The 23138-nt window shown below is 68.7% G+C and carries 17 protein-coding genes and 1 pseudogene; 8 read left to right on the top strand and 10 right to left on the bottom strand.

Features of this window, described 5'->3' with window-relative positions; all coding sequences use genetic code 11:
• The 4 genes from B5D37_RS09050 to B5D37_RS09035 form a co-directional block, all read right to left on the bottom strand.
• On the bottom strand, positions 1 to 627 hold the full coding sequence (locus tag B5D37_RS09050) for an esterase/lipase family protein (RefSeq protein ID WP_078758414.1): 627 nt from the start codon (positions 625 to 627) through the stop codon (positions 1 to 3).
• The gene (locus B5D37_RS09045) at positions 624 to 1166 is read right to left on the bottom strand and encodes a GNAT family N-acetyltransferase (RefSeq protein WP_078758413.1); all 543 of its coding nucleotides are present in this window, start codon (positions 1164 to 1166) and stop codon (positions 624 to 626) included. The genes B5D37_RS09050 and B5D37_RS09045 overlap by 4 nt, the downstream gene beginning before the upstream one ends.
• Positions 1163 to 2935 carry an aspartate--tRNA ligase gene (gene aspS / locus B5D37_RS09040; protein WP_078758412.1) on the bottom strand — a complete coding sequence of 591 codons (1773 nt, stop codon included), beginning with the start codon at positions 2933 to 2935 and terminating at the stop codon, positions 1163 to 1165. The genes B5D37_RS09045 and aspS overlap by 4 nt, the downstream gene beginning before the upstream one ends.
• Before the next feature lie 232 nt (positions 2936 to 3167).
• Positions 3168 to 3530, bottom strand: a complete 363-nt coding sequence (locus B5D37_RS09035) for an FmdB family zinc ribbon protein (protein WP_078758411.1) — start codon at positions 3528 to 3530, stop codon at positions 3168 to 3170.
• A 162-nt stretch (positions 3531 to 3692) separates the two neighbouring features.
• Between B5D37_RS09035 and B5D37_RS09030 the strand changes: the two genes are divergently transcribed.
• On the top strand, positions 3693 to 4967 hold the full coding sequence (locus B5D37_RS09030) for an MFS transporter (protein WP_078758410.1): 1275 nt from the start codon (positions 3693 to 3695) through the stop codon (positions 4965 to 4967).
• Between the two features lie 3 nt (positions 4968 to 4970).
• Here the strand turns inward: B5D37_RS09030 and B5D37_RS09025 are convergent, their stop codons facing one another.
• The gene (locus B5D37_RS09025; protein ID WP_078758409.1) at positions 4971 to 6221 is read right to left on the bottom strand and encodes a cation:proton antiporter; all 1251 of its coding nucleotides are present in this window, start codon (positions 6219 to 6221) and stop codon (positions 4971 to 4973) included.
• Between the two features lie 116 nt (positions 6222 to 6337).
• Between B5D37_RS09025 and B5D37_RS09020 the strand changes: the two genes are divergently transcribed.
• A complete protein-coding gene (locus B5D37_RS09020; protein WP_078758408.1) occupies positions 6338 to 7045 on the top strand; it encodes an SIMPL domain-containing protein in 708 nt (235 codons plus the stop codon).
• 16 nt (positions 7046 to 7061) lie between these two features.
• A complete protein-coding gene (locus B5D37_RS09015; RefSeq protein ID WP_078758407.1) occupies positions 7062 to 7997 on the top strand; it encodes a PhzF family phenazine biosynthesis isomerase in 936 nt (311 codons plus the stop codon).
• A gap of 18 nt (positions 7998 to 8015) precedes the next feature.
• Here B5D37_RS09015 and B5D37_RS09010 read toward each other — a convergent pair whose 3' ends face one another.
• Positions 8016 to 9902 (bottom strand): ABC-F family ATP-binding cassette domain-containing protein, encoded by a 1887-nt coding sequence (locus B5D37_RS09010; protein WP_078758406.1) that lies wholly within the window; start codon positions 9900 to 9902, stop codon positions 8016 to 8018.
• A gap of 109 nt (positions 9903 to 10011) precedes the next feature.
• Between B5D37_RS09010 and ybaL the strand changes: the two are divergent.
• Positions 10012 to 11693: pseudogene (ybaL, locus tag B5D37_RS09005) on the top strand (YbaL family putative K(+) efflux transporter).
• Between the two features lie 190 nt (positions 11694 to 11883).
• On the opposite strand, the gene clpB reads toward ybaL, so the two are convergent.
• On the bottom strand, positions 11884 to 14469 hold the full coding sequence (gene clpB / locus B5D37_RS09000) for an ATP-dependent chaperone ClpB (RefSeq protein WP_078758405.1): 2586 nt from the start codon (positions 14467 to 14469) through the stop codon (positions 11884 to 11886).
• A 118-nt stretch (positions 14470 to 14587) separates the two neighbouring features.
• Here clpB and otsB point away from each other — a divergent pair, with 118 nt between their 5' ends.
• Genes otsB through otsA form a run of 3 tightly spaced genes read left to right on the top strand, consistent with a single transcriptional unit; the run spans position 14588 to position 18494 of the window.
• Entirely contained in the window at positions 14588 to 15343 is a 756-nt protein-coding gene (gene otsB, locus B5D37_RS08995) for a trehalose-phosphatase (protein WP_078758404.1), read from the top strand.
• A complete protein-coding gene (locus B5D37_RS08990; protein WP_078758403.1) occupies positions 15340 to 17130 on the top strand; it encodes a glycoside hydrolase family 15 protein in 1791 nt (596 codons plus the stop codon). Before otsB ends, B5D37_RS08990 begins: the two co-directional genes overlap by 4 nt.
• Positions 17127 to 18494 (top strand): alpha,alpha-trehalose-phosphate synthase (UDP-forming), encoded by a 1368-nt coding sequence (gene otsA / locus B5D37_RS08985; RefSeq protein WP_078758402.1) that lies wholly within the window; start codon positions 17127 to 17129, stop codon positions 18492 to 18494. The genes B5D37_RS08990 and otsA overlap by 4 nt, the downstream gene beginning before the upstream one ends.
• Before the next feature lie 30 nt (positions 18495 to 18524).
• Here the strand turns inward: otsA and pgeF are convergent, their stop codons facing one another.
• Both pgeF and rluD read right to left on the bottom strand, forming a co-directional pair.
• Positions 18525 to 19292 carry a peptidoglycan editing factor PgeF gene (pgeF, locus tag B5D37_RS08980; RefSeq protein WP_425478046.1) on the bottom strand — a complete coding sequence of 256 codons (768 nt, stop codon included), beginning with the start codon at positions 19290 to 19292 and terminating at the stop codon, positions 18525 to 18527.
• Entirely contained in the window at positions 19289 to 20287 is a 999-nt protein-coding gene (rluD, locus tag B5D37_RS08975; RefSeq protein ID WP_078758400.1) for a 23S rRNA pseudouridine(1911/1915/1917) synthase RluD, read from the bottom strand. The genes pgeF and rluD overlap by 4 nt, the downstream gene beginning before the upstream one ends.
• 84 nt (positions 20288 to 20371) lie before the next feature.
• Between rluD and B5D37_RS08970 the strand changes: the two genes are divergently transcribed.
• Positions 20372 to 21229, top strand: coding sequence for an outer membrane protein assembly factor BamD (locus tag B5D37_RS08970; RefSeq protein WP_078758399.1), 858 nt, complete (start codon positions 20372 to 20374; stop codon positions 21227 to 21229).
• Between the two features lie 215 nt (positions 21230 to 21444).
• On the opposite strand, the gene B5D37_RS08965 is transcribed toward B5D37_RS08970, so the two are convergent.
• The gene (locus B5D37_RS08965; RefSeq protein WP_078758398.1) at positions 21445 to 23079 is read right to left on the bottom strand and encodes an NAD+ synthase; all 1635 of its coding nucleotides are present in this window, start codon (positions 23077 to 23079) and stop codon (positions 21445 to 21447) included.
• Positions 23080 to 23138 lie beyond the last annotated feature (59 nt).

Here is a 23138-nt window from a genome sequence, read left to right as displayed (position 1 = left end):
CTATTTCGCCCCGGCATCGGAATGCAGGAAACGGCCGTGCGCGAGGAACTCCAATACCTGCCGGGAGACCCGCTTCGACACCAGCATGCCGCTGTGGCTGGTCGGCAGCACGATATGGTCGGCCAGCCCCTCGATCCGGGTCTCGTCCACCGACACCGTACCGTCGCAGGGGCCCTTGAACCGCCCGAAGACCTGGCCCAGGCCAAGTGCCGAATCGCCGGCGATCATGCCCACGCGCGCCTCACCCTGCCAGGGATCGCAGCCGTCGCGCAGGAGCGAGGCGCTGCGACCCAGCGTCCGGGCACCGAACGGCAGCCGTGCCAGGGTGCTGGCAGCGGCACTGCCGCACAGGGGTGAACCCAGGCAGACCACGCGGCCGACCGGCAATCCCGGCTCTGACTGGAGGGCGCGCAGGGCCAGCACACCGCCCAGGCTGTGGGCAACGATGTCGCAGGGTTCGCGCAGCAACGCCCGCAGCGCCGGAATCGCCTGTTCCGGCCCACCGCCGACGGTGGCGTAGCCGAACAGGGTCGCCTGGTAACCGGCCTTCCGGAGCCCGTGCGCGTGCCAGCGCATGGAGGCCCTGGGCATCCACAACCCGTGCACCAGGATGACGCGCCGACTCAAGACGTCCCGTCCGACCCGGTGGCGCCGGCCTCGCGCCGAAGGATGAACTCGTGGTCACGCACCCGCCCCACGATGAACTCGTAGTCGCCGACATGCCGGAACCCGTGGCGGGCGTAGAAGCGCTGGGCGCCGAGGTTGCCCGACCACACGCCGATCCACAGCGTGCGCGGCCCGTCCCGCTGCAACCAGTCCAGTGCGCTCTTGAACAGGTGCCCGCCCCAGCCATGGTTCTGGAAGGATTCGAGCAGGTACAGGCGCTTGAGCTCGCCGTCGCCCTCGGCCACCTCCGGGTGCGGCAGGCCGCACGGACCCGCGGCGGCATGGCCAACCGCCTCGCCCTCGGCCTCCAGCAACCACACCGCGTAGTCCGGGTGGCCGAGGATCACCCGCTGGCGCTCGACGCTATAGCTCTCCGACAGGAAGGCCTGCAGGTCCTCGTCCGGATACAGGTGGCCGAACGCCTCGGTGAACGTGCGGGCGGCGAGGCGCGAGAGCGTCCCCGCGTCCTCCAACCCTGCGCGCCGGATCCGCGGCTTCACGCCTTCGGCCGCACCGCCACGTGGACTTCAGCCAACTGCTCATCGGCAATCGGCGAAGGCGCGCCGGTCATCAGGCACTGGCCGCCGGTGGTCTTGGGGAACGGAATCACGTCGCGGATCGACTCGGTGCCGGCCATCAGCGCCGCGATGCGGTCGATGCCGAAGGCGATGCCACCGTGCGGCGGAGCGCCGTACTTGAGTGCGTCCAGCAGGAAACCGAACTTCGCCTGCGCCTCCTCGGCGCCGATGCCGAGCAGCTCGAACACGGCCGACTGCATGGAGGAGCGGTGGATACGGATAGAACCGCCGCCGATCTCGTTGCCGTTGAGCACCATGTCATAGCCGCGCGACACGGCGGTGCGGGCATTCGCCTTCAGGTCTTCGACATCATCCACCGCCGGTGCGGTGAAGGGGTGATGCAGGGCGACGTAGCGGCTGGCTTCTTCGTCCCACTCGAACATCGGGAAGTCGGTGACCCACAGGGGCTTCCAGCCTTCCTGCACCAGGCCGAGGTCACGGCCCAGCTTCAGGCGCAGTGCGCCCATGAAATCCGAGGCCACGCTGTGGGTCGCCGCGCCGAACAGCAGCAGGTCGCCGGCTTGCGCGCCGGTGGCGTCGACGATCGCGGTCAGGGTGGCATCGTCCAGGAACTTGGCGATCGGCGAGTTGATGCCTTCGCGACCCTTGCCCGGATCCTCCACCTTCATCCAGGCCACGCCCTTGGCGCCGTACTTGGCCGCATGCGCGCCCAGCTCGTCGATCTGCTTGCGCGACAGCGAGGCCGCGCCCGGCGCGCGCAGTGCAACCACCCGGCCATCCTCATGGTTCGCCCAATCGGTGAAGACCTTGAACTCGCACGCCTTCACCAGATCGGCGATATCGACCAGTTCCATCTCGATGCGCAGGTCCGGCTTGTCCGACCCGTAGCGACGCATCGCCTCGGCATAGGTCATGCGCGGGAACTCGCCGAGCTCCACGTCGATCACCTCGCGGAAGACCTCGCGCACCATCGCCTCGACGGTGTCCTGGACATCACGCTCCTCGACCCAGGCGAACTCGATATCGAGCTGGGTGAACTCCAGCTGGCGGTCGGCGCGCAGGGCTTCGTCGCGGAAGCAGCGCGCGATCTGGTAGTAGCGATCGAAGCCCGCCATCATCAGGATCTGCTTGAACAGCTGCGGCGACTGCGGCAGGGCGTAGAACTCGCCTGGATGCATGCGGGCCGGCACCAGGAAGTCGCGTGCACCTTCCGGCGTGGCCTTGGTCAGGATCGGGGTCTCGATGTCCTGGAAACCGCGGGCATCCAGCCAGCGACGCAGCGACTGCACCAGCCGGGTCCGGGTGCGCATGCGGCGCTGCATCTCCGGGGTGCGCAGGTCGAGGTAGCGGTATTCCAGACGGATGTCCTCGCCCGGGTTCTCGTGGGCGTGGAACGGCAGCGGCTCGGCCTTGTTCAGCACATCAATCTCGGTCGCGACGACCTCCACCTGCCCGGTCCTGATGCGGGTGTTGACCGACTCGCGGCGGCGCACGGTGCCGGTGATTCGCAGGCAGTCCTCGTAACCCACCTTGGCGGCGGTGGCGATGACCTCCGCATTGCCGGCGGTACCGGCGCTCGGCTCGGCGACCACCTGGACGATCCCTTCGTGGTCACGTAGGTCGATGAAGCACAGGCCGCCGAGGTCGCGGGCGACGTCGGCCCAGCCGCAGAGGGTGACGGTCTGGCCGATCATGGATTCGTCGATCAGGCCGCAGAAATGGGTACGCATGGGGGCTCCGGAATGGCTCGGGACGGGCGCCGCGCGCCCGGCGACCCGGCGCGGGGCCGGGAGCCGGCTAGTTTAGCCGGGGCCGAGGGGCTTCGCTGGGATGCGCGCGCGGAGCCGGCGATGTTGTAGGAGCGGCTTCAGCCGCGATCCGCCAATCGTTCGCCCGCGCCTGCTCCGTGATCGCGGCTGAAGCCGCTCCTACAAAAGGCATGGGACGGGCGCAGGTCGTCGATCAGGCAGCGGGCTTGCTGGCCGGCTTCGTCGCGGCCGTTTCGGTCTTGGCCGGCTTGGCGTCGGAACCGCCAGCCGGCTTGGCATCAGCCGGCTTGGCATCGCCACCCTTGCCTTCCCCGCCCTTGCCCTCGCCCGGCTTGCCGCCACCGTCGCCGGCGAGGTTGCGCTTCCTGTCGCCATCCTTCTTGAAGTCGGTCTCGTACCAGCCGCCGCCGGCCAGGCGGAACTGGGGCGCGGTCAGCTGGCGCCGGATCCGGGGCTGCCCGCACTCCGGGCACTCCACGGGATCGGCATCGGACAACTTCTGCAGGCGGTCGAAGCTGTGGCCGCAAGCGGCGCACTCGAAGGCATAGATCGGCATGGGAGGATTCAGGGGAACAGTCGGTGTGCGCGGATTGTGGGGCCTGGGCGCCACTAATCAAGTGGACGGCAGGCGTCGCCGCCATCCGCGTGGGCCTCCCGGACGCCACAGGCCTGGCCCGGCGCTGTGCTAGCTTGCCCGGCTTCGACTCCCGGAGGTGCCATGATCGCTGCCGCGCGGCCCCTGTCGGCCCTGTTCGCCGGCGTTGCACTCCTGCTGATGGGCAGCGGCCTGCTGGGCAGCCTGCTGGCGGTGCGCAGCGAGCTGGAAGGCTTCGACGCGCGCGCCTTCGGGCTGGTGATGTCGCTGTACTTCGTCGGCTTCCTGGTCGGCACCTACATCGCCCCCAACCTCATCCGACGCATCGGGCACATCCGCTGCTTCGCGTTCTACACCTCCCTGATCGCGGCCACGGTGCTGCTGCACCCGATCCTGCCCAACCCGTGGGCCTGGGGTGTGTTGCGGCTGTTCAGCGGCATCGCCTTCGTCGGCCTGTACACGGTCATCGAGAGCTGGCTCAACGCGCAGGCGCCGGTCGAGCAGCGCAGTCGGGTATTCGGGCTGTACATGGTGGTCAACCTGGGCGCCCTGGCGATCGGGCAGTTGTTGTTCGGGTTGTCGGACCCCGCGCACTACGTGCCTTTCAGCCTGGTCGCGGTGCTGATCTGTCTGGCCGCGCTGCCCGTCACCGCCAGCCGGATGACCCAGCCCGAGCTGCCACACAGCCCCCGGCTGGCGCTGGCGGCGATCTACCGCACCGCCCCGGCTGCCGCGAGTGGGGCACTGCTGGCGGGCGTGGGCATGGGCGGCTTCTGGGGCCTGACCGCCTTGTACGGGACCCGCCTCGGGCTCGGCGTATCCCAGGTGGCGACGCTGATTTCCGCCGCGATCATCGGCGGCGCCGTCATGCAGTTGCCCATCGGCAGGATCTCCGACCGCGGCGACCGCCGCACCGCAATGGCCCTGGTCAGTGCGCTGGCGGTCGGCGTGGCGCTGGCACTGTCACTGCAGGGCGGGGACAGCCGGCCGCTGCTGTACGCGCTGTTTTTCTGCTTCGGCGGCCTGGTGTTCTCGATCTATCCCATCTGTGTCGCCCACCTGCTCGACCACCTGCCGCCCAGGGACATCCTGTCGGGCGGCAGCAGTCTTTTGCTGCTCAATGGCGTGGGCTCGGCCATCGGACCGGCGGTCGGCGGGCTGGTGATGGAGCGCTGGGGACCGGAGACACTGCCGCTGTTCTTCGCCGCCTCTTTCGGTCTGGTGGCGGTGGTGGCGCTGGGCCGGCGGCTGGTGCGCCATCGCGACCGCGAACACCCCGGCCAGTTCCACCCCATGGTGCGCACCACGCCCTCGGCTTTGGAACTGCTGCCCGAAACGCACGAGTCCGGCGAAGCCGAGCCGGCCGAGCCGGCGCAAGCTCCGCGCGATCAGCGTTGAGCTTCAGGCGCCGCGTGCGCCGGCGTCACTGACCTCCGGACGCGGCGCGGCAGGCGCGGCTTCTTCCGCTTCCAACTGATCCTCGGGATGCGAGCTGCCAGCTTTCCAGCCCCCCCCGCCAGCCAGCGGGTCAACATTGAACGGCGCCCGCAGCACCAGCGAAGGCAGCAGGGTGTTGAGCGTGGTGTAGAGGATCAGGCCGCCGAACCACACGCCCGGCAGGTCGAAGCGGGTGTGCAGGATGCTGGCCAGCACCAGCGTGAATACCAGCGTCGGGGCAAGCGACACCGCGACCTTCAGGCTGCTGCCGCGTTCCTCGCCGAACATCAGCCGGCGCTGGATCCATACGCCGCCGATGCGGATCGGCACCATCACCAGCGTCAATACCACGCCAAGCCCGGCGGCCTCCCAGGTCAGCGCATCGCGGGAGATGCCGGTGCCGGCGTGGAAGAAGTAGAACGGCACGAAGAAGGTCGCGAACAGCCGCAGTGCGTGGATGTTGTCGTCGGAGGCGAGCAAGGGCATGCGCAGGCGCAGCATGCGCGCCACGAGGCCGGCCACGAACGCACCGACCAGGTAGTAGACACCCAGCTTGTAGGTGATGAACGCCGCCACCAGGCCCACCATCACCAGCAGCGAGAACTCCGAACCCGGCGCGTGCGGCACCACCCAGCGCCCGAGCGCGACGAACAGCAGCGGCAGGCCGACCAGCATCGCCACCATCGTGAGCGACGAGATGCCCAGTTGCACCGGGTCCGTCGCCTGCAGCACCACGAACAACGCAAGCAGGGCCAGCAGCTCCCCCGCGATCGCCTTGTTGGTCACCCAGAACCGTTCTTCGGGATCCAGCCCCAGGCGCTCGAGCGTATCGAGGATGAAGCCGGTGGAGGGCGTCAGCAACGCCAGCGCGACGAGTGCCGAGGCCTGCCAGCCGAAGCCGGCATAGCGCCAGGTGAGCCATGCCAGCGCCACCAGTGCGAGGGTGCGGACCAGCAGGTGCACCAGCAGCCGCCCGAGCCCCTTGCGCAGCGCCGGCACGTCCACTTCCAGGCCAGCGAACAGGAACAGCGACGATATGCCCAGCGTCGAGAGCAGCGCCACGACCGGATCGTGGGTCCGGTCGCCATAGACCAGCATCGCCGCCAGCCCCAGCGCCAGGCAGGTGATCGGTGCCGGCAGCTTGAAGCGCTGCAATGCGCGCGGGATGACCAGCAGGCCGAAGATCAGCAGCAGGTAGATCAGTTCGTTGCTCATGCAGGGTCCGGTGGGGCGGTCTGCAGGCATGGTCGGTGCATGCGCGTAGGCTGGCAAGCACGGCGCCGGCCGCAGGCGCTACGCTGTGCCCCAGTCTCCGACAAGTGGAATCGCGAATGTCATCCTTCCGCACCGTTACCCTGCTGGTCGCTGCCGCCCTGGTGGCCGTGGGTCTCGCGCTGGCCGGCTGGTTCGCCGCGCAGGGCATGGCCAAGCTCCGCACCGACGACCGCTACGTCACCGTCAAGGGTTCGGCGGAGAAGATCGTCGATGCCGACCGCGTGGTCTGGCCCTTGCCACATACCGTCGGGGGCAACGACCTGGCGGAAGTCCAGCGCCAGCTCGACGCCAATACCGACGCGATCCGCCGGTTCTTCACCGGCGCGGGCTTCGCGCCCGAGGAGATCGTGGTGTCGCCGCCGCGGCTGGAGGACCGCTGGGCCTACGCCTACGGCGACAGCCGTCCGCCGGAACGCTACCGCTACTCCACCACCGTGAGCCTGCGCACCGATGACGTGGCCAAGGCCCTCGAGGTGCTGCGCCGCAGCGGCGAACTGGTCGCCGGCGGGGTGATGATCGGCGAAGGCAGCGCTCCCGACTTCGATTACACCCGGCTCAACGACATCAAGCCCGCCCTCATCGCCGAGGCCACGGCCGCAGCGCGCGATTCCGCCCAGCAGTTCGCCAAGGACTCCGGCGCCCGCCTGGGCGGCATCCGCAGCGCCAACCAGGGGGTGGTCAGCATCAGCGACCGCGACCAGAGCAGCCCCCAGGTCAAGCGGGTGCGCGTGGTGACCACGGTGGAGTATTTCCTGAAGGACTGAAGCCGGAGCCGAACCGATGGAACCGCTGCGTGTCTATCGCATCGACGCCTTCACCACCGAGCCGGGACGCGGCAACCCTGCCGGCGTGGTGACCAATGCGGACGGACTCGGCGACGACGAGATGCAGCGCATCGCGGCCGAGCTGGGCTGGTCCGAAACCGCCTTTGTCCTGCCGCCCCGGGGGCCGGACCACGACCTGCACGTGCGCTTCTTCAGCCCCACCACGGAGGTGCCGGTATGCGGCCACGCGACGGTCGCCGCCCACTACGCGCTCGCGCTGGAGGGCGGAGGGCCGGGCGTGCGCCGACAATTGTCCGGTGCCGGCGTGCAGGTGGTGGACACCCGGGCGCAGCGCGGCGATTTCGTGGTCCGGATCGAACAGGGGCCACCGGTGTTCGACCCGCCCCTTTCGCCCGCCCTGGTGCGGGCGGTGATGGCCGCGCTCGGCGTCGGGGATGCCGACCTGGACTTCCGCTGCCCGGTGCAGGTCGTCGGCACCGGCCACGGCAAGCTCATGCTCGGCGTGCACAGCCGGGCACGGCTGGATGCCCTCTCACCCGACTTCCGGGCATTGGCCCGCCTGAGTCCGGAGATCGGCAGCAACGGCTATTTCGTATTCACGCTGGAAACCGAGGACGACGACGATGCCTTCAGCCATGGCCGCATGTTCGCGCCCGCCATCGGCATCGACGAGGATCCGGTGACCGGCAACGCCAACGGGCCACTGGGGGCCTACCTGGTGCGGCACGGCCTGCTCGCCGCCGGCCCCCTTGCCGGCCCGGTCCGGTTCCGGGCCCGCCAGCAGGCCGCGGGCGGGCGGGGCGGCTTCATGGACGTCGAAGTGACCACCGCCGAAGGCGAGCCGGTGGCGGTAGCGATCACCGGCCATGCCGTGATCGGCACGCACGTCCCGCTCGACATCGGGATGGCGGGAAGCACGCGGGCGCCCTGAGCGCCCGCCACCTCCGGCTCAGGCCGCGTCGGCCTCGTACAGCTCGAGCAACTCGGCCTCGGCGGCCTCCAGCGCCTCCTTGAGCGACGCCTGCTGCTTGCCCAGCTCGACACCGCGGGCGCCGCCATCGGCGTAGACGGCCGGATCGGCCAGGGCCTTCTCGATGCCCGACAGCTCGGCTTCCAGATCCGCCACTGCGGCCTCCGCCTTTGCCAGCTTGTGCGGGTTGGCCTTGCCTTTGCGGGGTTTCGCTGCAGGCGCCGGCGCCGGTGGCTCGACCGCGGGTGCGGCGCGGGTGGTGCCCTTGCCGTCGTTGGAATTGTCCCGGCTGCGCAGCCAGCTGGCGTATTCGTCCAGGTCGCCGTCGAACGGCTTCGCCACGCCGTCGGCCACGCGCCAGAAGGTGTCGCAGACCAGGCCGATCAGGTGACGGTCATGGCTGACCATGACGATGGCGCCGTTGAAGATGCTCAGCGCTTCCGCCAATGCCTCGCGCATGTCCAGGTCGAGGTGGTTGGTCGGCTCGTCGAGCAGCAGCACGTTCGGCTTGAGCCAGGCGATCATCGCCAGTGCCAGCCGGGCGCGCTCGCCGCCGGAGAAGGTATCGACCGACTCGAACGCGCGGTCGCCGGGGAAGTTCCACTTGCCCAGGAAATCCCGCAGTTGCTGGGTCGCCACGCCCGGCGCCAGGTCGGACAGGTGGTCGATCGGGCTGGCGCCTTCACGCAGCGATTCCACCGTGTGCTGGGCGAAGTAGCCGATGCGCAGGTCCGGGTGCCCGCCCCGCTCGCCCGACAACAGCGGCAACTCGCCCACCAGCGTCTTCACCAGCGTCGACTTGCCGGCGCCGTTGGGACCCAGCAGCGCGACCCGGTCACCCGCCTGCAGGATGAAGTCGACGTCGTGCAGGATGGCGGTCTGCGTGCCATCGGCGGCGCGGTAGCCACAATCGGCATCCACCACGCGCAGCAAGGCGTGCGGCAGCTTGGCGGGCTCCGGGAACTCGATGCGCAGCGCGCGCTCGGCCCGTACGGCTTCGGTATCGGCCATCTTCGCCAGCCGCTTGACCCGCGACTGTGCCTGCTTGGCCTTGGCTGCGCTCGCGCTGAAGCGGTCGATGAAGCTCTGCAGGTGGGCGCGCTCGGCCTGCACCTTCTCGTGGGTGATCTGCTGCAGGCGCAGGTGTTCGGCGCGCTGACGCTCGAAGGCGGTGTAGTCACCGGTATAGAGCTTGGCCTTGCCGTCGTGCAGGTGCAGCGTGTGGGTGGACACGCCATCGAGGAATTCGCGGTCGTGGCTGATCAGCAGCAGGGTGCCGGGATAGCGCAGCAGCCACTGCTCCAGCCACAGCACGGCGTCGAGGTCGAGGTGGTTGGTGGGCTCATCGAGCAGCAACAGGTCGCTGGGCGTCATCAGCGCCCGCGCCAGGTTCAGGCGCACCCGCCAGCCACCGGAGAACGACTTGACCGGGCGGCCGTGGGTGTCGGCGGAGAACCCCAGCCCGTGCAGCAGCTTGCCGGCGCGGGCGCTGGCGTCGTAACCGTTGAGCTCCTCCAGCCGGTGGTGGGCCTCGGCGACGGCCTCCCAGTCTTCGGCGGCGAAGGCATTGGCTTCGGCCTGGATGGCGGCGTGCACGCTGGCGTCTCCGGAGAGCACGAAATCCAGCGCCGGATCGTCCAGCGCAGGCGTTTCCTGGGCGACGCTGGCGATGCGGACGCGGTTGGGCACGTCGATATCGCCACGGTCGGCCTCGACCTCGCCCTGGACCGCGGCAAACAGCGAGGACTTGCCGGTGCCGTTGCGGCCAATCACGCCCACGCGCCAGCCGGTCTGCAGGACCAGGTCGACGTTGGACAACAGCAGGCGTTCGCCGCGACGGAGGGCGAAATCTCTGAAAGCAATCATGCCGTCATTGTACGGGCGCCACCCTTGTCCACCCCCATCGGCAGGTGAACCGCCCCTTGCACGGGACCGGGCACGCCACCATTCTGGAGGGCCATCGACAGGAAGCCAGATGCCGCACGCCACGTCACTGATCACCATGCTGGTCGCCGGCTTCGTGCTGGCGTTCGTATTCGGCGCGCTGGCGCAGCGTTTGCGGCTCTCGCCGCTGGTGGGCTACCTGGTCGCGGGCATCATCGCCGGTCCCTTCACCCCCGGCTTCGTCGGGGACATGGAGCTGGCGCCCCAGCTGGCGGAAATCGGCGTGATTCTGCTGATGTTCGGCGTCGGCCTGCACTTCTCCTGGCGCGACCTGATGTCGGTGAAGGCGATCGCCCTGCCGGGCGCGGTGGTGCAGATCACGGTCGCCACGTTGCTGGGCTGGGGCCTGGCGCGTTGGCTCGGCTGGTCCAACGGGGCCGGCGTGGTGTTCGGCCTGTCACTGTCGGTGGCCAGTACGGTCGTCCTGCTCCGGGCGCTGGAGGACCGGCGACTGGTGGAGACCCAGCGCGGGCGCATCGCGGTGGGCTGGCTGATCGTCGAAGACCTGGCCACGGTCCTGGCGCTGGTGATGCTGCCGGCCCTGGCGGGGCTGCTCAACGGAGAAGCGACCGACGCGGGCTCGGTGGGCAGCGCGCTGCTGACCACCTTCCTCAAGGTCGGCGCGTTCATGGCGGTGATGCTGCTGGTCGGCCGCAGGGTGATCCCCTGGATCCTCGAGCGCGTCGCCGGCTCAGGCTCGCGGGAGTTGTTCACGTTGTGCGTGCTGGCCATCGCCCTGGGCGTGGCGTACGGGTCCGCCGTGCTGTTCGGCGTGTCATTCGCGCTGGGCGCGTTCTTCGCCGGCATGCTGCTAAGCGAATCCGAGTTCAGCCACCAGGCCGCCAGCGAGACCCTGCCGCTGCGCGATGCCTTCGCGGTGCTGTTCTTCGTCTCGGTCGGCATGCTGTTCGACCCGATGATCCTGATCGAGCACCCGTTCGAGGTGCTGGCAACCTTCATCATCATCGTGGTCGGCAAGTCCGCCGCGGCCTACGCCATCATGCGGGCCTTCAAGGAGCCCCGCGGGAGTGCGCTGCTGATCTCCGCCAGCCTGGCGCAGATCGGCGAGTTCTCCTTCATCCTCGCCGGCCTCGGGCTGGCGTTGGACATCCTGCCGCAGGAAGGCCAGGACCTGATCCTCGCTGGCGCGCTGCTGTCGATCATCACAAATCCGTTCCTTTTCGCGTGGCTGGACCGGCGCGAGAAGCGCGTGGCCGAGGTCGAGCCGGTGCGCTACGTCGTTGATCCGCCGATCCCCGCGGACCTGCGCGATCACGTGATCCTGATCGGCTTCGGCCGGGTGGGCAGCGAGCTGGGCGCCTGCTGCAGGCGCGCGGTGTGCCCATGGTGGTGGTGGATGGCGAGGACCACCTGATCGACCGCGCGCGGATCGCCGGCGTACCGGCCATCCGCGGCAACGCCGTCAACGAGAAGGTGCTGTCCGAGGCGCGGCCCGAAACCGCGCACACCGCGATGCTGGCGATCCCCAATACGCTGGAGGCCGGGGAGATCATCGCCAGGCTGCGGGAGATGAATCCGGCGCTGACCATCGTCGCCCGCGCCCACTCCGACGGCGAAGTCCGCCACCTGCTGGACCACGGTGCCGATGCCGCGGTGATGGCCGAACGCGAGCTCGCCCACAGCCTGGCCGAGATGGTGATGGCAACGCCGCCGTACCGGGGCGACCACCACCTGCCGCCGGCGGTGGGGTGAGCTGCCGGGCGGCCTTTGTAGGAGCGGCTTCAGCCGCGATCGGGAAGCGGCGCGCCCGTCCGGTTGGTGATCGCGGCTGAAGCCGCTCCTACAGGGGTGACCCCTACCGCCGGGGGGTCGCGACTTACGTCGCTCCTGCAGGTAGATGGCTGGCGGCGCCGCTCGTGGCGCCGACGGTGAGGGGCCTTAGTCAGCCTTTGCGGAACACCAGCGCGCCGCCTTCCGCATCCACCTGGACGGTATCGCCGTTGCCGAACTCGCCCGACAAGATCTTCGTCGCCAACGGGTTCTCCAGCTGGTGCTGGATGGCACGCTTGAGTGGACGGGCGCCGTAGACCGGGTCGAAGCCGACATTGGCGAGCAGCGACAGCGCGGCATCGGACAGTTCCAGCTTCAGGCCCCGCTCGGCCAGGCGCCGTTCCAGACCGCTCATCTGGATCCGCGCAATCTGGCGGATCTGCGGTTTGTCCAGCGAGTGGAACACGACGATGTCGTCCAGCCGGTTGATGAACTCCGGGCGGAAGTGCGACTGCACCACGCCCATCACCGCCGCCTTCATCTGGGTGTAGCCGGCGGGCGAGTCGTCCGAATCCATCTCCTGGATCATCTGGCTGCCGAGGTTGGAGGTCATCACGATGACGGTGTTGCGGAAGTCCACCGTGCGACCCTGCCCATCGGTGAGGCGGCCGTCGTCCAGCACCTGCAGCAGGATGTTGAACACGTCCGGGTGCGCCTTCTCGACCTCGTCCAGCAGGATCACGCTGTAGGGCCGGCGCCGCACCGCCTCGGTGAGGTAGCCGCCCTCCTCGTAGCCGACATAGCCCGGAGGCGCGCCCACCAGCCGGCTGACCGCGTGCTTCTCCATGAACTCGCTCATGTCGATGCGCACCATCGCCTCGCTGGAGTCGAACAGGAACTCGGCCAGCGCCTTGCACAGCTCGGTCTTGCCGACACCGGTCGGGCCGAGGAACAGGAAGGAGCCACTCGGCCGGTTAGGGTCGGAAAGTCCGGCCCGCGAGCGCCGCACCGAATCCGAGACCACCTTGATGGCCTCCTCCTGCCCGACCACGCGGTCGTGCAGTGCGTCCTCCATCTTGAGCAACTTGTCGCGCTCGCCTTCGAGCATCTTGGAGACCGGGATGCCGGTCCAGCGCGCGACCACCTCGGCGATCTCCTCGGCGGTGACGCGGTCCTGCAGCAGCGTGAAGCCCTGCGTCTCCGCCTCCTGCGCGGCCTTGAGCTGGTTCTCCAGTTGCGGCAGCTGGCCGTACTGGATCTCGCTCATGCGCGTGTAGTCCTGCCGGCGCTGGGCGGCCTCCAGCTCGAGCTTGGCGGCCTCGATCTGCTCCTTGATCCTGGTCGCGCCCTGAAGCGTCGCCTTCTCGGCCTTCCAGACCTCCTCCAGGTCATTGAACTCGCGCCCGAGCTTCTCGATCTCGGCCTCGAGATCCGCCAGCCGCTGCTTCGACTCGGCATCCTTCTCCTTCTTCAGGGCCTCGCGCTGGATCTTCAACTGGATCAGCCGGCGTTCCTTCCGATCAAGCTCCTCCGGCTTGGAGTCGATTTCCATGCGGATGCGCGAGGCCGCCTCGTCCATCAGGTCGATGGCCTTGTCGGGCAACTGGCGGTCGGCGATGTAGCGGTGCGACAGCGTGGCGGCGGCGACGATGGCCGGATCGGTGATCTCCACCCCGTGGTGGACCGCGTACTTCTCCTTGAGCCCGCGCAGGATGGCGATGGTGTCCTCCACCGTCGGCTCGCCCACGAAGACCTTCTGGAACCGGCGCTCCAGCGCGGCATCCTTTTCGACGTACTTGCGGTACTCGTCCAGCGTGGTCGCCCCGATGCAGTGCAGCTCGCCACGGGCCAGCGCCGGCTTGAGCATGTTGCCGGCATCCATCGAACCTTCGGCCTTGCCGGCACCGACCATCGTGTGCAGCTCGTCGATGAACAGGATGATCTGGCCTTCGTTCTTGGACAGGTCGTTGAGCACGCCCTTCAGGCGCTCCTCGAACTCGCCACGGAACTTGGCGCCGGCGATCAGCGCGCCCATGTCGAGCGACAGCAGGCGCTTGCCGCGCAGGCCTTCGGGCACTTCGTTGTTGATGATGCGCTGGGCCAGGCCCTCGACGATCGCGGTCTTGCCGACGCCGGGCTCGCCGATCAGCACCGGGTTGTTCTTGGTCCGGCGCTGCAGCACCTGGATGGTGCGGCGGATCTCCTCGTCGCGGCCGATCACCGGGTCGAGCTTGCCGGACTCGGCGCGCGCGGTCATGTCGATGGTGAACTTTTCCAGCGCCTGGCGCTGGTCCTCGGCGTTCTCGGACTGGACCTTCTCGCCACCGCGCACCTTGTCGATGGCGGCGTCGAGCCGGGCCTTGTCGGCACCTGCGGCCTTCAAGGCGCGGCCGAGCTCGCCGCTGTCTTCCAGCGCCGCCAGCACGAACAGCTCGGACGCGATGAAGGCATCGCCGCGCTGCTGCGCCAGCTTGTCGGTCACGTTGAGCAGCCGCGACAGGTCGTTGCCGACGCTGACGTTGCCGGCCTGGCCGGAGACGGTCGGCAGCCGGTCCAGCGCCTCGCCCATGCGCTCGCGCAGCAAGGGCACGTTGATGCCTGCCTGCGACAGCAGCGGCCGGGTGCTGCCCCCGGACTGGTCGATCAGCGCGGTCATCAGGTGCACCGGCTCGATGACGCTGTGGTCGCGGCCGACAGCGAGCGACTGGGCGTCGGCCAGCGCCTGCTGGAAACGGGAAGTGAGTTTGTCCATTCGCATCGGTGGATCCTCGATGGCGGCCGCCGTTGTGGCCGCGATGTCTTTCAGATGTGGCCCCCGGGTTCCAGCTTCAAGCTGTCCACCCGATCCTTACATGCGCCGCCCCACAATCGCATTCATGATCGTAGCCACCGCATCACTTCCACGCCCTCCGGCCATCGCCGACGACTGGGCCCTCTTCCTCGACGTCGACGGCACCCTGCTTGAGTTCGCGGAGAGGCCCGACGAGGTGCGGCTGCCCCCCGACCTCGTCAATGTACTCGGCGCCCTGCATGCGCGGCTGGACGGGGCGCTTGCGCTGGTCAGCGGGCGTCCGCTCGACGTACTCGACCGGCTGTTCGCGCCCCTCCATCTCCCGGCCGCCGGCCTGCACGGGTTGGAGCGGCGGATCGACGGCTCGAAGGAGGAAGCGCCCGAACCGCCCCCGGCCCTGGGGCACCTGCGCGAAGACGCCGGTCGGGTGGCGGAGCGCTATCCCGGTGCGGTGGTGGAGGACAAGGGGTCGACGCTGGCCCTGCACTGGCGCGGCAATACCGCGGCCCACCAGGACCTCATGGCGCTCGCGAACGCCGCCCTGCCGGACCTGCCGGGCTACCGCATCCAGTCCGGCGACCACGTTGCCGAGTTGCGCCCGGGTGGCGCGAACAAGGGGTCGGCCATCGAACAGATGATGGACCGCCCGCCTTTCGCAGGGCGGCGGCCGGTGTTCGTCGGCGATGACCACACCGACGAGCACGGCTTCGAAGTGGTCCGCGACCATGACGGCCTGGCCGTCCTGGTGGGCAACCGGCAGCCCAGCGTGGCCGCCCACCGCCTGGCGGATCCCACCGACGTCATTTCATGGCTGCAAGCCGCTATCGGGAGCCCCGCATGAGCAACTGCGAGGAGTCACTGCAACTGGGAATGATCGGCAACGGCAGCCTGGCGGCGCTGGTCGACCGCGATGCCCGCATCGTATGGGGCTGCGTCCCCGCGTTCGACGGCGACCCCACCTTCTGCGCGCTGCTGCGGCCCAGCCAGCACCCCGGTGGCGACTACGCCATCGAGCTGGAGGACCAGGCCGCATCCGAGCAGCAGTACCTGCCCAACACCGCCGTGCTGCGTACCGTGCTGCGCGATGTCCACGGCGGCGCCATCGAAATCATCGACTTTGCGCCGCGCTGGCACCACTTCGACCGCTTCTACCGGCCGGTGATGGTGATCCGGCAGGTCCGTCCACTGAGTGGCATGCCGCGTATCCGGATCCGGCTCCGGCCATTGGCGGATTACGGTGCGCGACAGCCGGAGGTGACATGGGGCAGCAACCACCTGCGCTACCTGGTGCCGGGCTTCACCCTGCGCCTGACCACCGACGCCCCGGTCCGGCTGGTGCGCGAGCAGGTGCCGTTCGTGCTGGACCGCGAACTCAACCTGGTGCTGGGACCCGACGAGACGCTGACCCAGCCGGTCGCCGCCTTCGCGCGCAACGCGCGGGAGCGCACCGAGGCGTATTGGCGCGAATGGGTACGTTACCTGTCCGTACCGCTGGACTGGCAGGATGCCGTGATCCGCAGCGCCATCACCCTGAAGATGTGCCAGTACGAGGAAACCGGCGCGATCGTCGCCGCCGTCACCACGTCCATTCCCGAAGCACCCCACACCCAGCGCAACTGGGACTATCGCTACTGCTGGCTGCGCGATTCGGCATTCGTGGTGCGGGCGCTGAACCGGCTGGGCGCCACCCGCACGATGGAGGACTACCTGCGCTACGTGTCCAACCTCACCAGCACCGACGAGGAAGGGCTGCAGCCGCTGTACGGGATCGGTTTCGAGGCCGAACTGGCGGAGGACGCGGTCGAAAGCCTGGATGGGTACCGCGGCATGGGCCCGGTCCGCCGCGGCAACCTGGCCTGGCTGCAGAAACAGCACGATGTCTACGGCAGCGTCGTCCTTGCCTCCACCCAGTTGTTTTTCGACCGGCGCCTGGAGCACCAGGGCGACGTGACCACCTTCGAGCGGCTCGAGCCGGTCGGCGACCGGGCCTTCGCGCTGTACGACCAGCCCGATGCGGGCCTGTGGGAATTCCGCGGGCGCGCCGAGGTGCACACCTATTCGAGCGTGATGTGCTGGGCCGCCTGCGACCGGCTGGCGCGCATCGCCGTCCACCTGAACCTGCCTGCGAAGGTCCGCCACTGGCGCGAGCGCGCGGACATCATCCGCGAACGGGTCATGCAGGAGGCCTACGACGAAGAGCGCGGCCATTTCGTGGACACCTTCGGTGGGCATCGGCTGGATGCTTCCTTGCTGCTGCTCGCCGATCTCGGCTTCGTGGCGGCGGAGGACCCCCGCTTCATCGGCACCGTAGAGGCGATCGGCCGCGACCTGCGCTGTGGCGATGGCCTGTTCCGCTACATCGCACCCGATGATTTCGGCGTGCCGGAGACCAGCTTCACAATCTGCACGTTCTGGTACGTCGACGCGCTTGCGGCGATCGGCCGGCACGAGGAGGCGCGCGCACTGTTCGAGCGCGTGCTGGCCAAGCGCAACCACCTCGGCCTGCTGTCGGAAGACCTCGCGTTCGACGATGGACAGGCCTGGGGCAACTTTCCGCAGACCTATTCACACGTCGGCCTGATCATCGCGGCAACGCGGCTGAGCCGACCCTGGCAGGAGGCTACATGAGTCGACTCGTCGTCGTGTCCAACCGCGTCGCCCTTCCGGACCAGCCCATGTCCGGCGGCCTCGCGGTGGCGCTGCGGGCGGCCCTGGAAGAAACCGGCGGACTCTGGTTCGGCTGGAGCGGCAAGATTCACCCGAAAGAATCCGGCCACGTCCACGAGCAGCAGGACGGCAATATCGAATACGTCACCCTGGACCTCTCGCGCCAGGACCACGCCGATTACTACAACGGCTTCGCCAACCGGACCCTGTGGCCGCTGCTGCATTTCCGGGTCGACCTGGTCGACTACAGCCGCGAAACCTACGACGCCTACCGCAGGGTCAACGCGCTGTTCGCCGACAAGCTGGCGCCGTTGCTGCGTGACGACGACATCGTCTGGATCCACGACTACCACCTCATCCCGCTGGCACGGCTGCTGCGCGAGCGTGGCGTGCGCTGCAAGCTCGGCTTCTTCCTGCACGTGCCGATGCCCTCCTCGGACCTGCTGGCCGCCCTGCCCCACCACGCCCGGCTGTTCGAAGGGCTCTCGTCGCACGACCTGATCGGTTTCCAGACCGAGCGCGACCTGGAGCGGTTCCAGGATTACGTGCGGCTGTTCGGCCGCGGCCGGGTGATTTCCGACGGGGTCCTGGAAACCTCGGGTGGCCACCGGCTGCACGCGGGGGCCTTCCCGATCAGCATCGACACCGCACGCATCGCGGAGCAGGCCGCCGCCGCGGCGGACCAGTCGAGTGTCATCAAGCTGGCCCTCAGCATCCCGCGCGGATCACTGGCGATCGGTGTCGACCGGCTCGACTACTCCAAGGGCCTGCCCGAGCGTTTCAAGGCCTTCGAGTGCTACCTCAAGCAGTACCCCGAGCAGCGCGACCGCCTGACCTTCCTGCAGATCGCACCGGTCTCGCGCGGCGGCGTGCCCGAGTACCAGGCGCTGCGCAACGAGCTTGAGCAACTGGCCGGGCACATCAACGGCGGATACGCACACCCGGACTGGACGCCGATGCGCTACGTCAACCAGAACTATCCGCACTCCACCCTCACCGGCTTCTACCGGCTGGCCCAGGTCGGGGTGGTGACGCCGCTTCGCGACGGCATGAATCTGGTCGCCAAGGAGTTCGTGGCCTCTCAGGATGAAGACAATCCGGGCGTCCTGGTGCTTTCGAGCTTCGCCGGTGCCGCGCGGGAGCTCGATGGCGCCCTGCAGGTGAATCCCTACGACCTCGATGGCGTCGCCGCCGCGCTGGCGCAGGCCATCGAAATGCCGCTGGGCGAACGCCAGGAGCGCTGGGAAGGGATGATGAAGCGGCTGCGCGAATTCGACATCACCGCATGGCGCCGAAGCTACCTCGAGGCGCTGAGGGCGGTCTGATTCGGCGCCAGTCGGGCCATGGGCCTAGCTTCACCCTGCCGGATCGATCCAGATGACCGATGCCATGCGGCCGCTGTGCCCGTCTCGCCGGTGCGAGTAGAAGCGGCCCGGATCGCCGATGGTGCAGTAGTCGCCGCCATGGATGCTGGTCGGGGGTAGGCCGGCGGCGGTGAGCCGTTGCCGCGTGAGGGCGTACAGGTCCACCCGCCAATGTCCGGGGCGGGTGGCGACGAAGGCCTCCGCCGCAGCCGGATCGAGCTTTGCGAAAGCCGCGAAGACTTCTTCACCGATCTCGTAATTTTCCGGCCCGGCAGCGGGTCCGAGCCAGGCCATCAGGCTCGACGCCGGCGTCGCCATCGCCCGGACCGTCTCCTCCAGCACTCCGGCGGCGAGCCCGCGCCAGCCGGCGTGGGCGGCGGCAACCTCGTCACCGCGTACCGAGCACAGCAGCACGGGCAGGCAGTCGGCCGTGAGCACCGCCAGTACGACGCCGGGCACGCCGGACACGGCTGCGTCGGCTTCCGGCTCGCTCGATCCGGCATTCGCCTGGCGTGCGCGATGGATGTCCGTGCCGTGGACCTGCCGCAACCAGACCGGCGTGGCTGGCATTTTCGCCAGGTCGACCAGCGCGTCACGGTTCGACGCCACCGCAGCCGGATCGTCGCCGCAGCGGCTACCCAGGTTGAAGTGCTGGAAGGGGCCCTGCGACACCCCGGCACCCGATCGCAGCGTGGTGAATGCCCGCACCCCTGCCGGCGCCGGCCAGTCCGCCGCGAGCAGGGCCGGATGCACGCTCAGCGGGCCTTCTCGTTGGCGATGCGGGTGTCGTCCTGCAGCGCCTTGACCAGCGCCTGCATGTCCTCCGGCACCTGCGCACTGCATCGCACCGGCTCGCCGGTGACCGGGTGCACGAACTCCAGCGTTTCCGCGTGCAGCGCCTGGCGCTTGAACCCGCGCAGTGCCTCCACCAGCTCCGGCGTCGCGCCCTTGGGCAGCTTGAGCGAGCCGCCATACAGCGGATCGCCGATGATCGGATGCTTGATGTGCTGCATGTGCACGCGGATCTGGTGGGTCCGGCCCGTTTCCAGCCGGCACTCCAGCAGGGTGTGGGCGCGGAAACGCTCGCGCAGGCGGTAATGCGTCACCGCCTCGCGGCCATCGTCGCGCACCGCCATGCGGATGCGGTCGCGAGGATGGCGGTCGATGGGGGCGTTGGCGGTGCCGCCGGCCACCAGCGGTCCAGCCACCACGGCCAGGTACTGGCGATGCACGGCACGCGCCGACAGTTGCTCCACCAACGCGGTGTGCGCGACCAGCGTGCGGGCGACCACCATCACCCCCGATGTGTCCTTGTCGAGCCGGTGCACGATGCCCGCGCGAGGCAGCGCGTTCAGGCCCGGGTCGCGGTGGAGCAGTGCGTTGACCAGCGTGCCCGTAGGATTGCCGGCCCCCGGGTGCACCACCAGCCCGGCCGGCTTGTCGATCACCAGCAGGTGCTCGTCCTCGAACAGCACGTCCAGCGCGATGTCCTCGGGCTCCGAGCGCGTCTGCACCTCGAGCACCACCTCCAGGCTCACCGTCTCCCCGCCCCGCACCGGATCGCGGGGACGCACCTGCTGGCCGTCCAGGAGGGCGTCTCCGGACTTGATCCAGGCTGCCAGCCGGGAGCGCGAGTACTGCGGGAACAATTCGGCGATCACGGCATCGAACCGGCGGCCGGCGGCGGTGTCGGGCACGGTGGCCTGGTGGGTGGCCGATTCGCTTCCGGCGGGCGTTTGGGGGTCGGATGTCATGTAGGGGGCACGGTTAAGGGCTCGCGGCGCGGGACTGCTATTATCGTCGCTTCGTGCCTCCGGCGCCCGCTGACCTTTTCGACCATGACCCAACGCTCCCACGCCCTGCGCCTCACCTGCCTGCTGCTGACGGTAGTCCTCGTCGCCAGCGGCTGCGCCCGCTTCGGCAAGATGTTCAAGGATGAAGAGGCCATCGAAGGGGTGCCGGTCGAGCAGTTGTACGAGAAGGGCCATACCTCGATGACGCGCGGCAACTGGTCGCAGGCCGAGACCGCCTACAAGCGTCTGGTGGCGCAGTATCCGTACGGTCCATACACCGAGCAGGCGATGGTGGAAACGGCCTACGCCCAGTACAAGGCGGGCAAGCACGAGGAGGCCATCAGCAGCATCGACCGCTTCCTTCGCACCTATCCGACCCATCGCCTCGCCTCGTACATGTACTACCTTCGCGGACTGGTGAACTCCAACCGCGACACGGTGTTCCTGCAGAAGGTCTGGAGCCTGGACGCCAGCCGCCGCGACCTGGCGACGCCGATGCAGGCCTTCAACGACTTCAAGATCGTCACCGAGCGCTACCCGAACAGCCGCTACGCCGCAGACGCCCTCAACCGCATGGCGCAGCTGCGCAACATGTTCGCCCGCCACGAGCTGGAGACCGCGCTGTACTACCTGCGCCGCACCGCCTACGTGGCCGCCGCCGACCGCGCCCGTTACCTGATCGAAACGTATCCGGGGACCGAGCACCAGAACGATGCGGTGGCGACCCTCGCGGCCGCGTACGAGGGTCTGGGCGAGGAGACGCTGGCCAACGATGCGCGCCGCGTGCTGGAACAGAATGCCCCGGGCCACCCCTACCTCAGCGGCGACTGGCCGGACTACCCGAGCGACTGGCGCAAGCTGAACCCGTTCGCGACCGAGAAGTCGGCGCTGGACATGGATTGAGCGGAAGCGGGCTGAACGGCCCGCCCCGCTGAATCGGAAACGCCGCCCCCTGGGCGGCGTTTTTCGTTGGGGCTACGGCATCCCCGCTTTTGTAGGAGCGGCTTCAGCCGCGATTGGATGCCAAACCGCCCGCGCCGACTCCATGATCGCGGCTGAAGCCGCTCCTACACGCCGGCGAAGGTACCGCCGGGAAATGGCAGCCCACCTGCTGACGGTCAGCCCTCGTAGCCGTTGCTGATCGGGTAGCGGCGCTCGCGCCCGAACGCACGGCGCGAGACCTTCGGCCCGGGCGCGGCCTGGTGGCGCTTCCACTCGCTGATGCGCACCAGGTGCAGCACCCTCGACACCGTTTCCTCGCCGAAGCCGGCAGCGACAATCTCCTCGTGCGACTGCTCCTGGTCGACATAGCGCGACAGGATGGCGTCCAGCACGTCATAGGGCGGCAGGGAGTCCTGGTCCTTCTGGTCGGCCCGCAGCTCGGCCGACGGCGGACGCTCGATCACCCCCACCGGGATCACCGGATCGCCGACCGTGTTGCGCCACTGCGCCAGGTCGTAGACCTCGGTCTTGTAGAGGTCCTTGAGTGGCGCGTAGCCCCCGGCCATGTCGCCATAGATGGTGGCGTAGCCCACCGCGTACTCGCTCTTGTTGCCGGTGGTCAGCAGCAGGCCGTGGAACTTGTTGGTCAACGCCATCAACATGGCACCGCGCGTGCGGGACTGCAGGTTCTCCTCGGTGGTATCGACCTCCTGGCCTTCGAACACCTCGGCCAGTGTGTCCAGATAACCCTGGAACGGCTTCTCGATCGGCAGATTGATCAGCCGCACGCCCATTTCGGCGCACTGCTCGGCGGCCAGCTCGTTGGAGATGCCCGCGGTGTAGCGCGAGGGCATGCTGACAGCGGTGACGTTCTCCGCCCCCAGCGCGTCCACTGCGATGGCCAGGCAGACCGCGGAATCGAGGCCGCCGCTCAGTCCCAGCCAGGCCTTCTTGAAGCCGTTCTTCTGGCAGTAGTCGCGGGTGCCCCGGACCACGGCGCGCCACGCCAGCGCATCACGGCTCTCGTCGCCATCCTCCATCCACTGCACGGAGGCGAAACCGCGGGATTCGGGGTCGTAGTCCACCACCAGCATCTGCTCGGTAAACGCCGCCGCAGCCGGACGCACCGTGCCGCCCCGCTCAGCCACCAGCGAGCTGCCGTCGAACACCACCGCATCCTGGCCACCGACGCAGTTGACGTAGGCGATGGACACGCCGAACTGGCGGGTGGCATCTTCCATCAGGGCATCGCGGCGGGCGTGCTTGTCGCGTTCGAACGGCGAAGCATTGATCGAGAGGATCAGTTCCGCGCCTTCTTCCACCGTGGCGTGCAGCGGCTCGGCGAACCACATGTCCTCGCAGATCAGCAGGCCCATGCGCACACCCTTGAACTCGAAGATGCAGTTGCCACCGTCGGGGTCGACCACGAAGTAGCGACGCTCGTCGAACACGGCGTAGTTGGGCAGCTCGCGCTTGCGGTAGGTGCGCTCGATACGGCCGTCGCAGAGGATGCTGGCCGCGTTGTAGACCACCGACCCGGCGGTTTCGGGCCAGCCGACGATCGCGGTGATGCCCGTGGTTGCGGCAGCGATGCGGTGCATCGCCTTTTCACAGTCGTGCAGGAAGCCCGGCCTCAGCAACAGGTCCTCGGGCGGATAACCGCTGAGGGCGAGCTCCGGGAACAGCACCAGGTCCGCGCCATATTCGTCGCGCGCCTCGGCGATCAGCTCGATGATGGCTTCGGCGTTGCGCTCGACGGCGCCGACGGGGAAGTCGAACTGGGCGAGGGCGATGCGGATGGGGTCTGCCATGTCGGCATGGCCTGTATTGCCGGGGGATGGCCATTGTTCCACCCCGCCTGTGAAAAAGG

Origin of the sequence: Lysobacter spongiicola DSM 21749 (genome assembly GCF_900167055.1) — a bacterium.
GTDB classification, from domain to species: Bacteria; Pseudomonadota; Gammaproteobacteria; order Xanthomonadales; family Xanthomonadaceae; genus Novilysobacter; species Novilysobacter spongiicola.
Note: the sequence above shows the minus strand (reverse complement) of the source record. Positions and strands in the feature narration are given on the sequence as shown.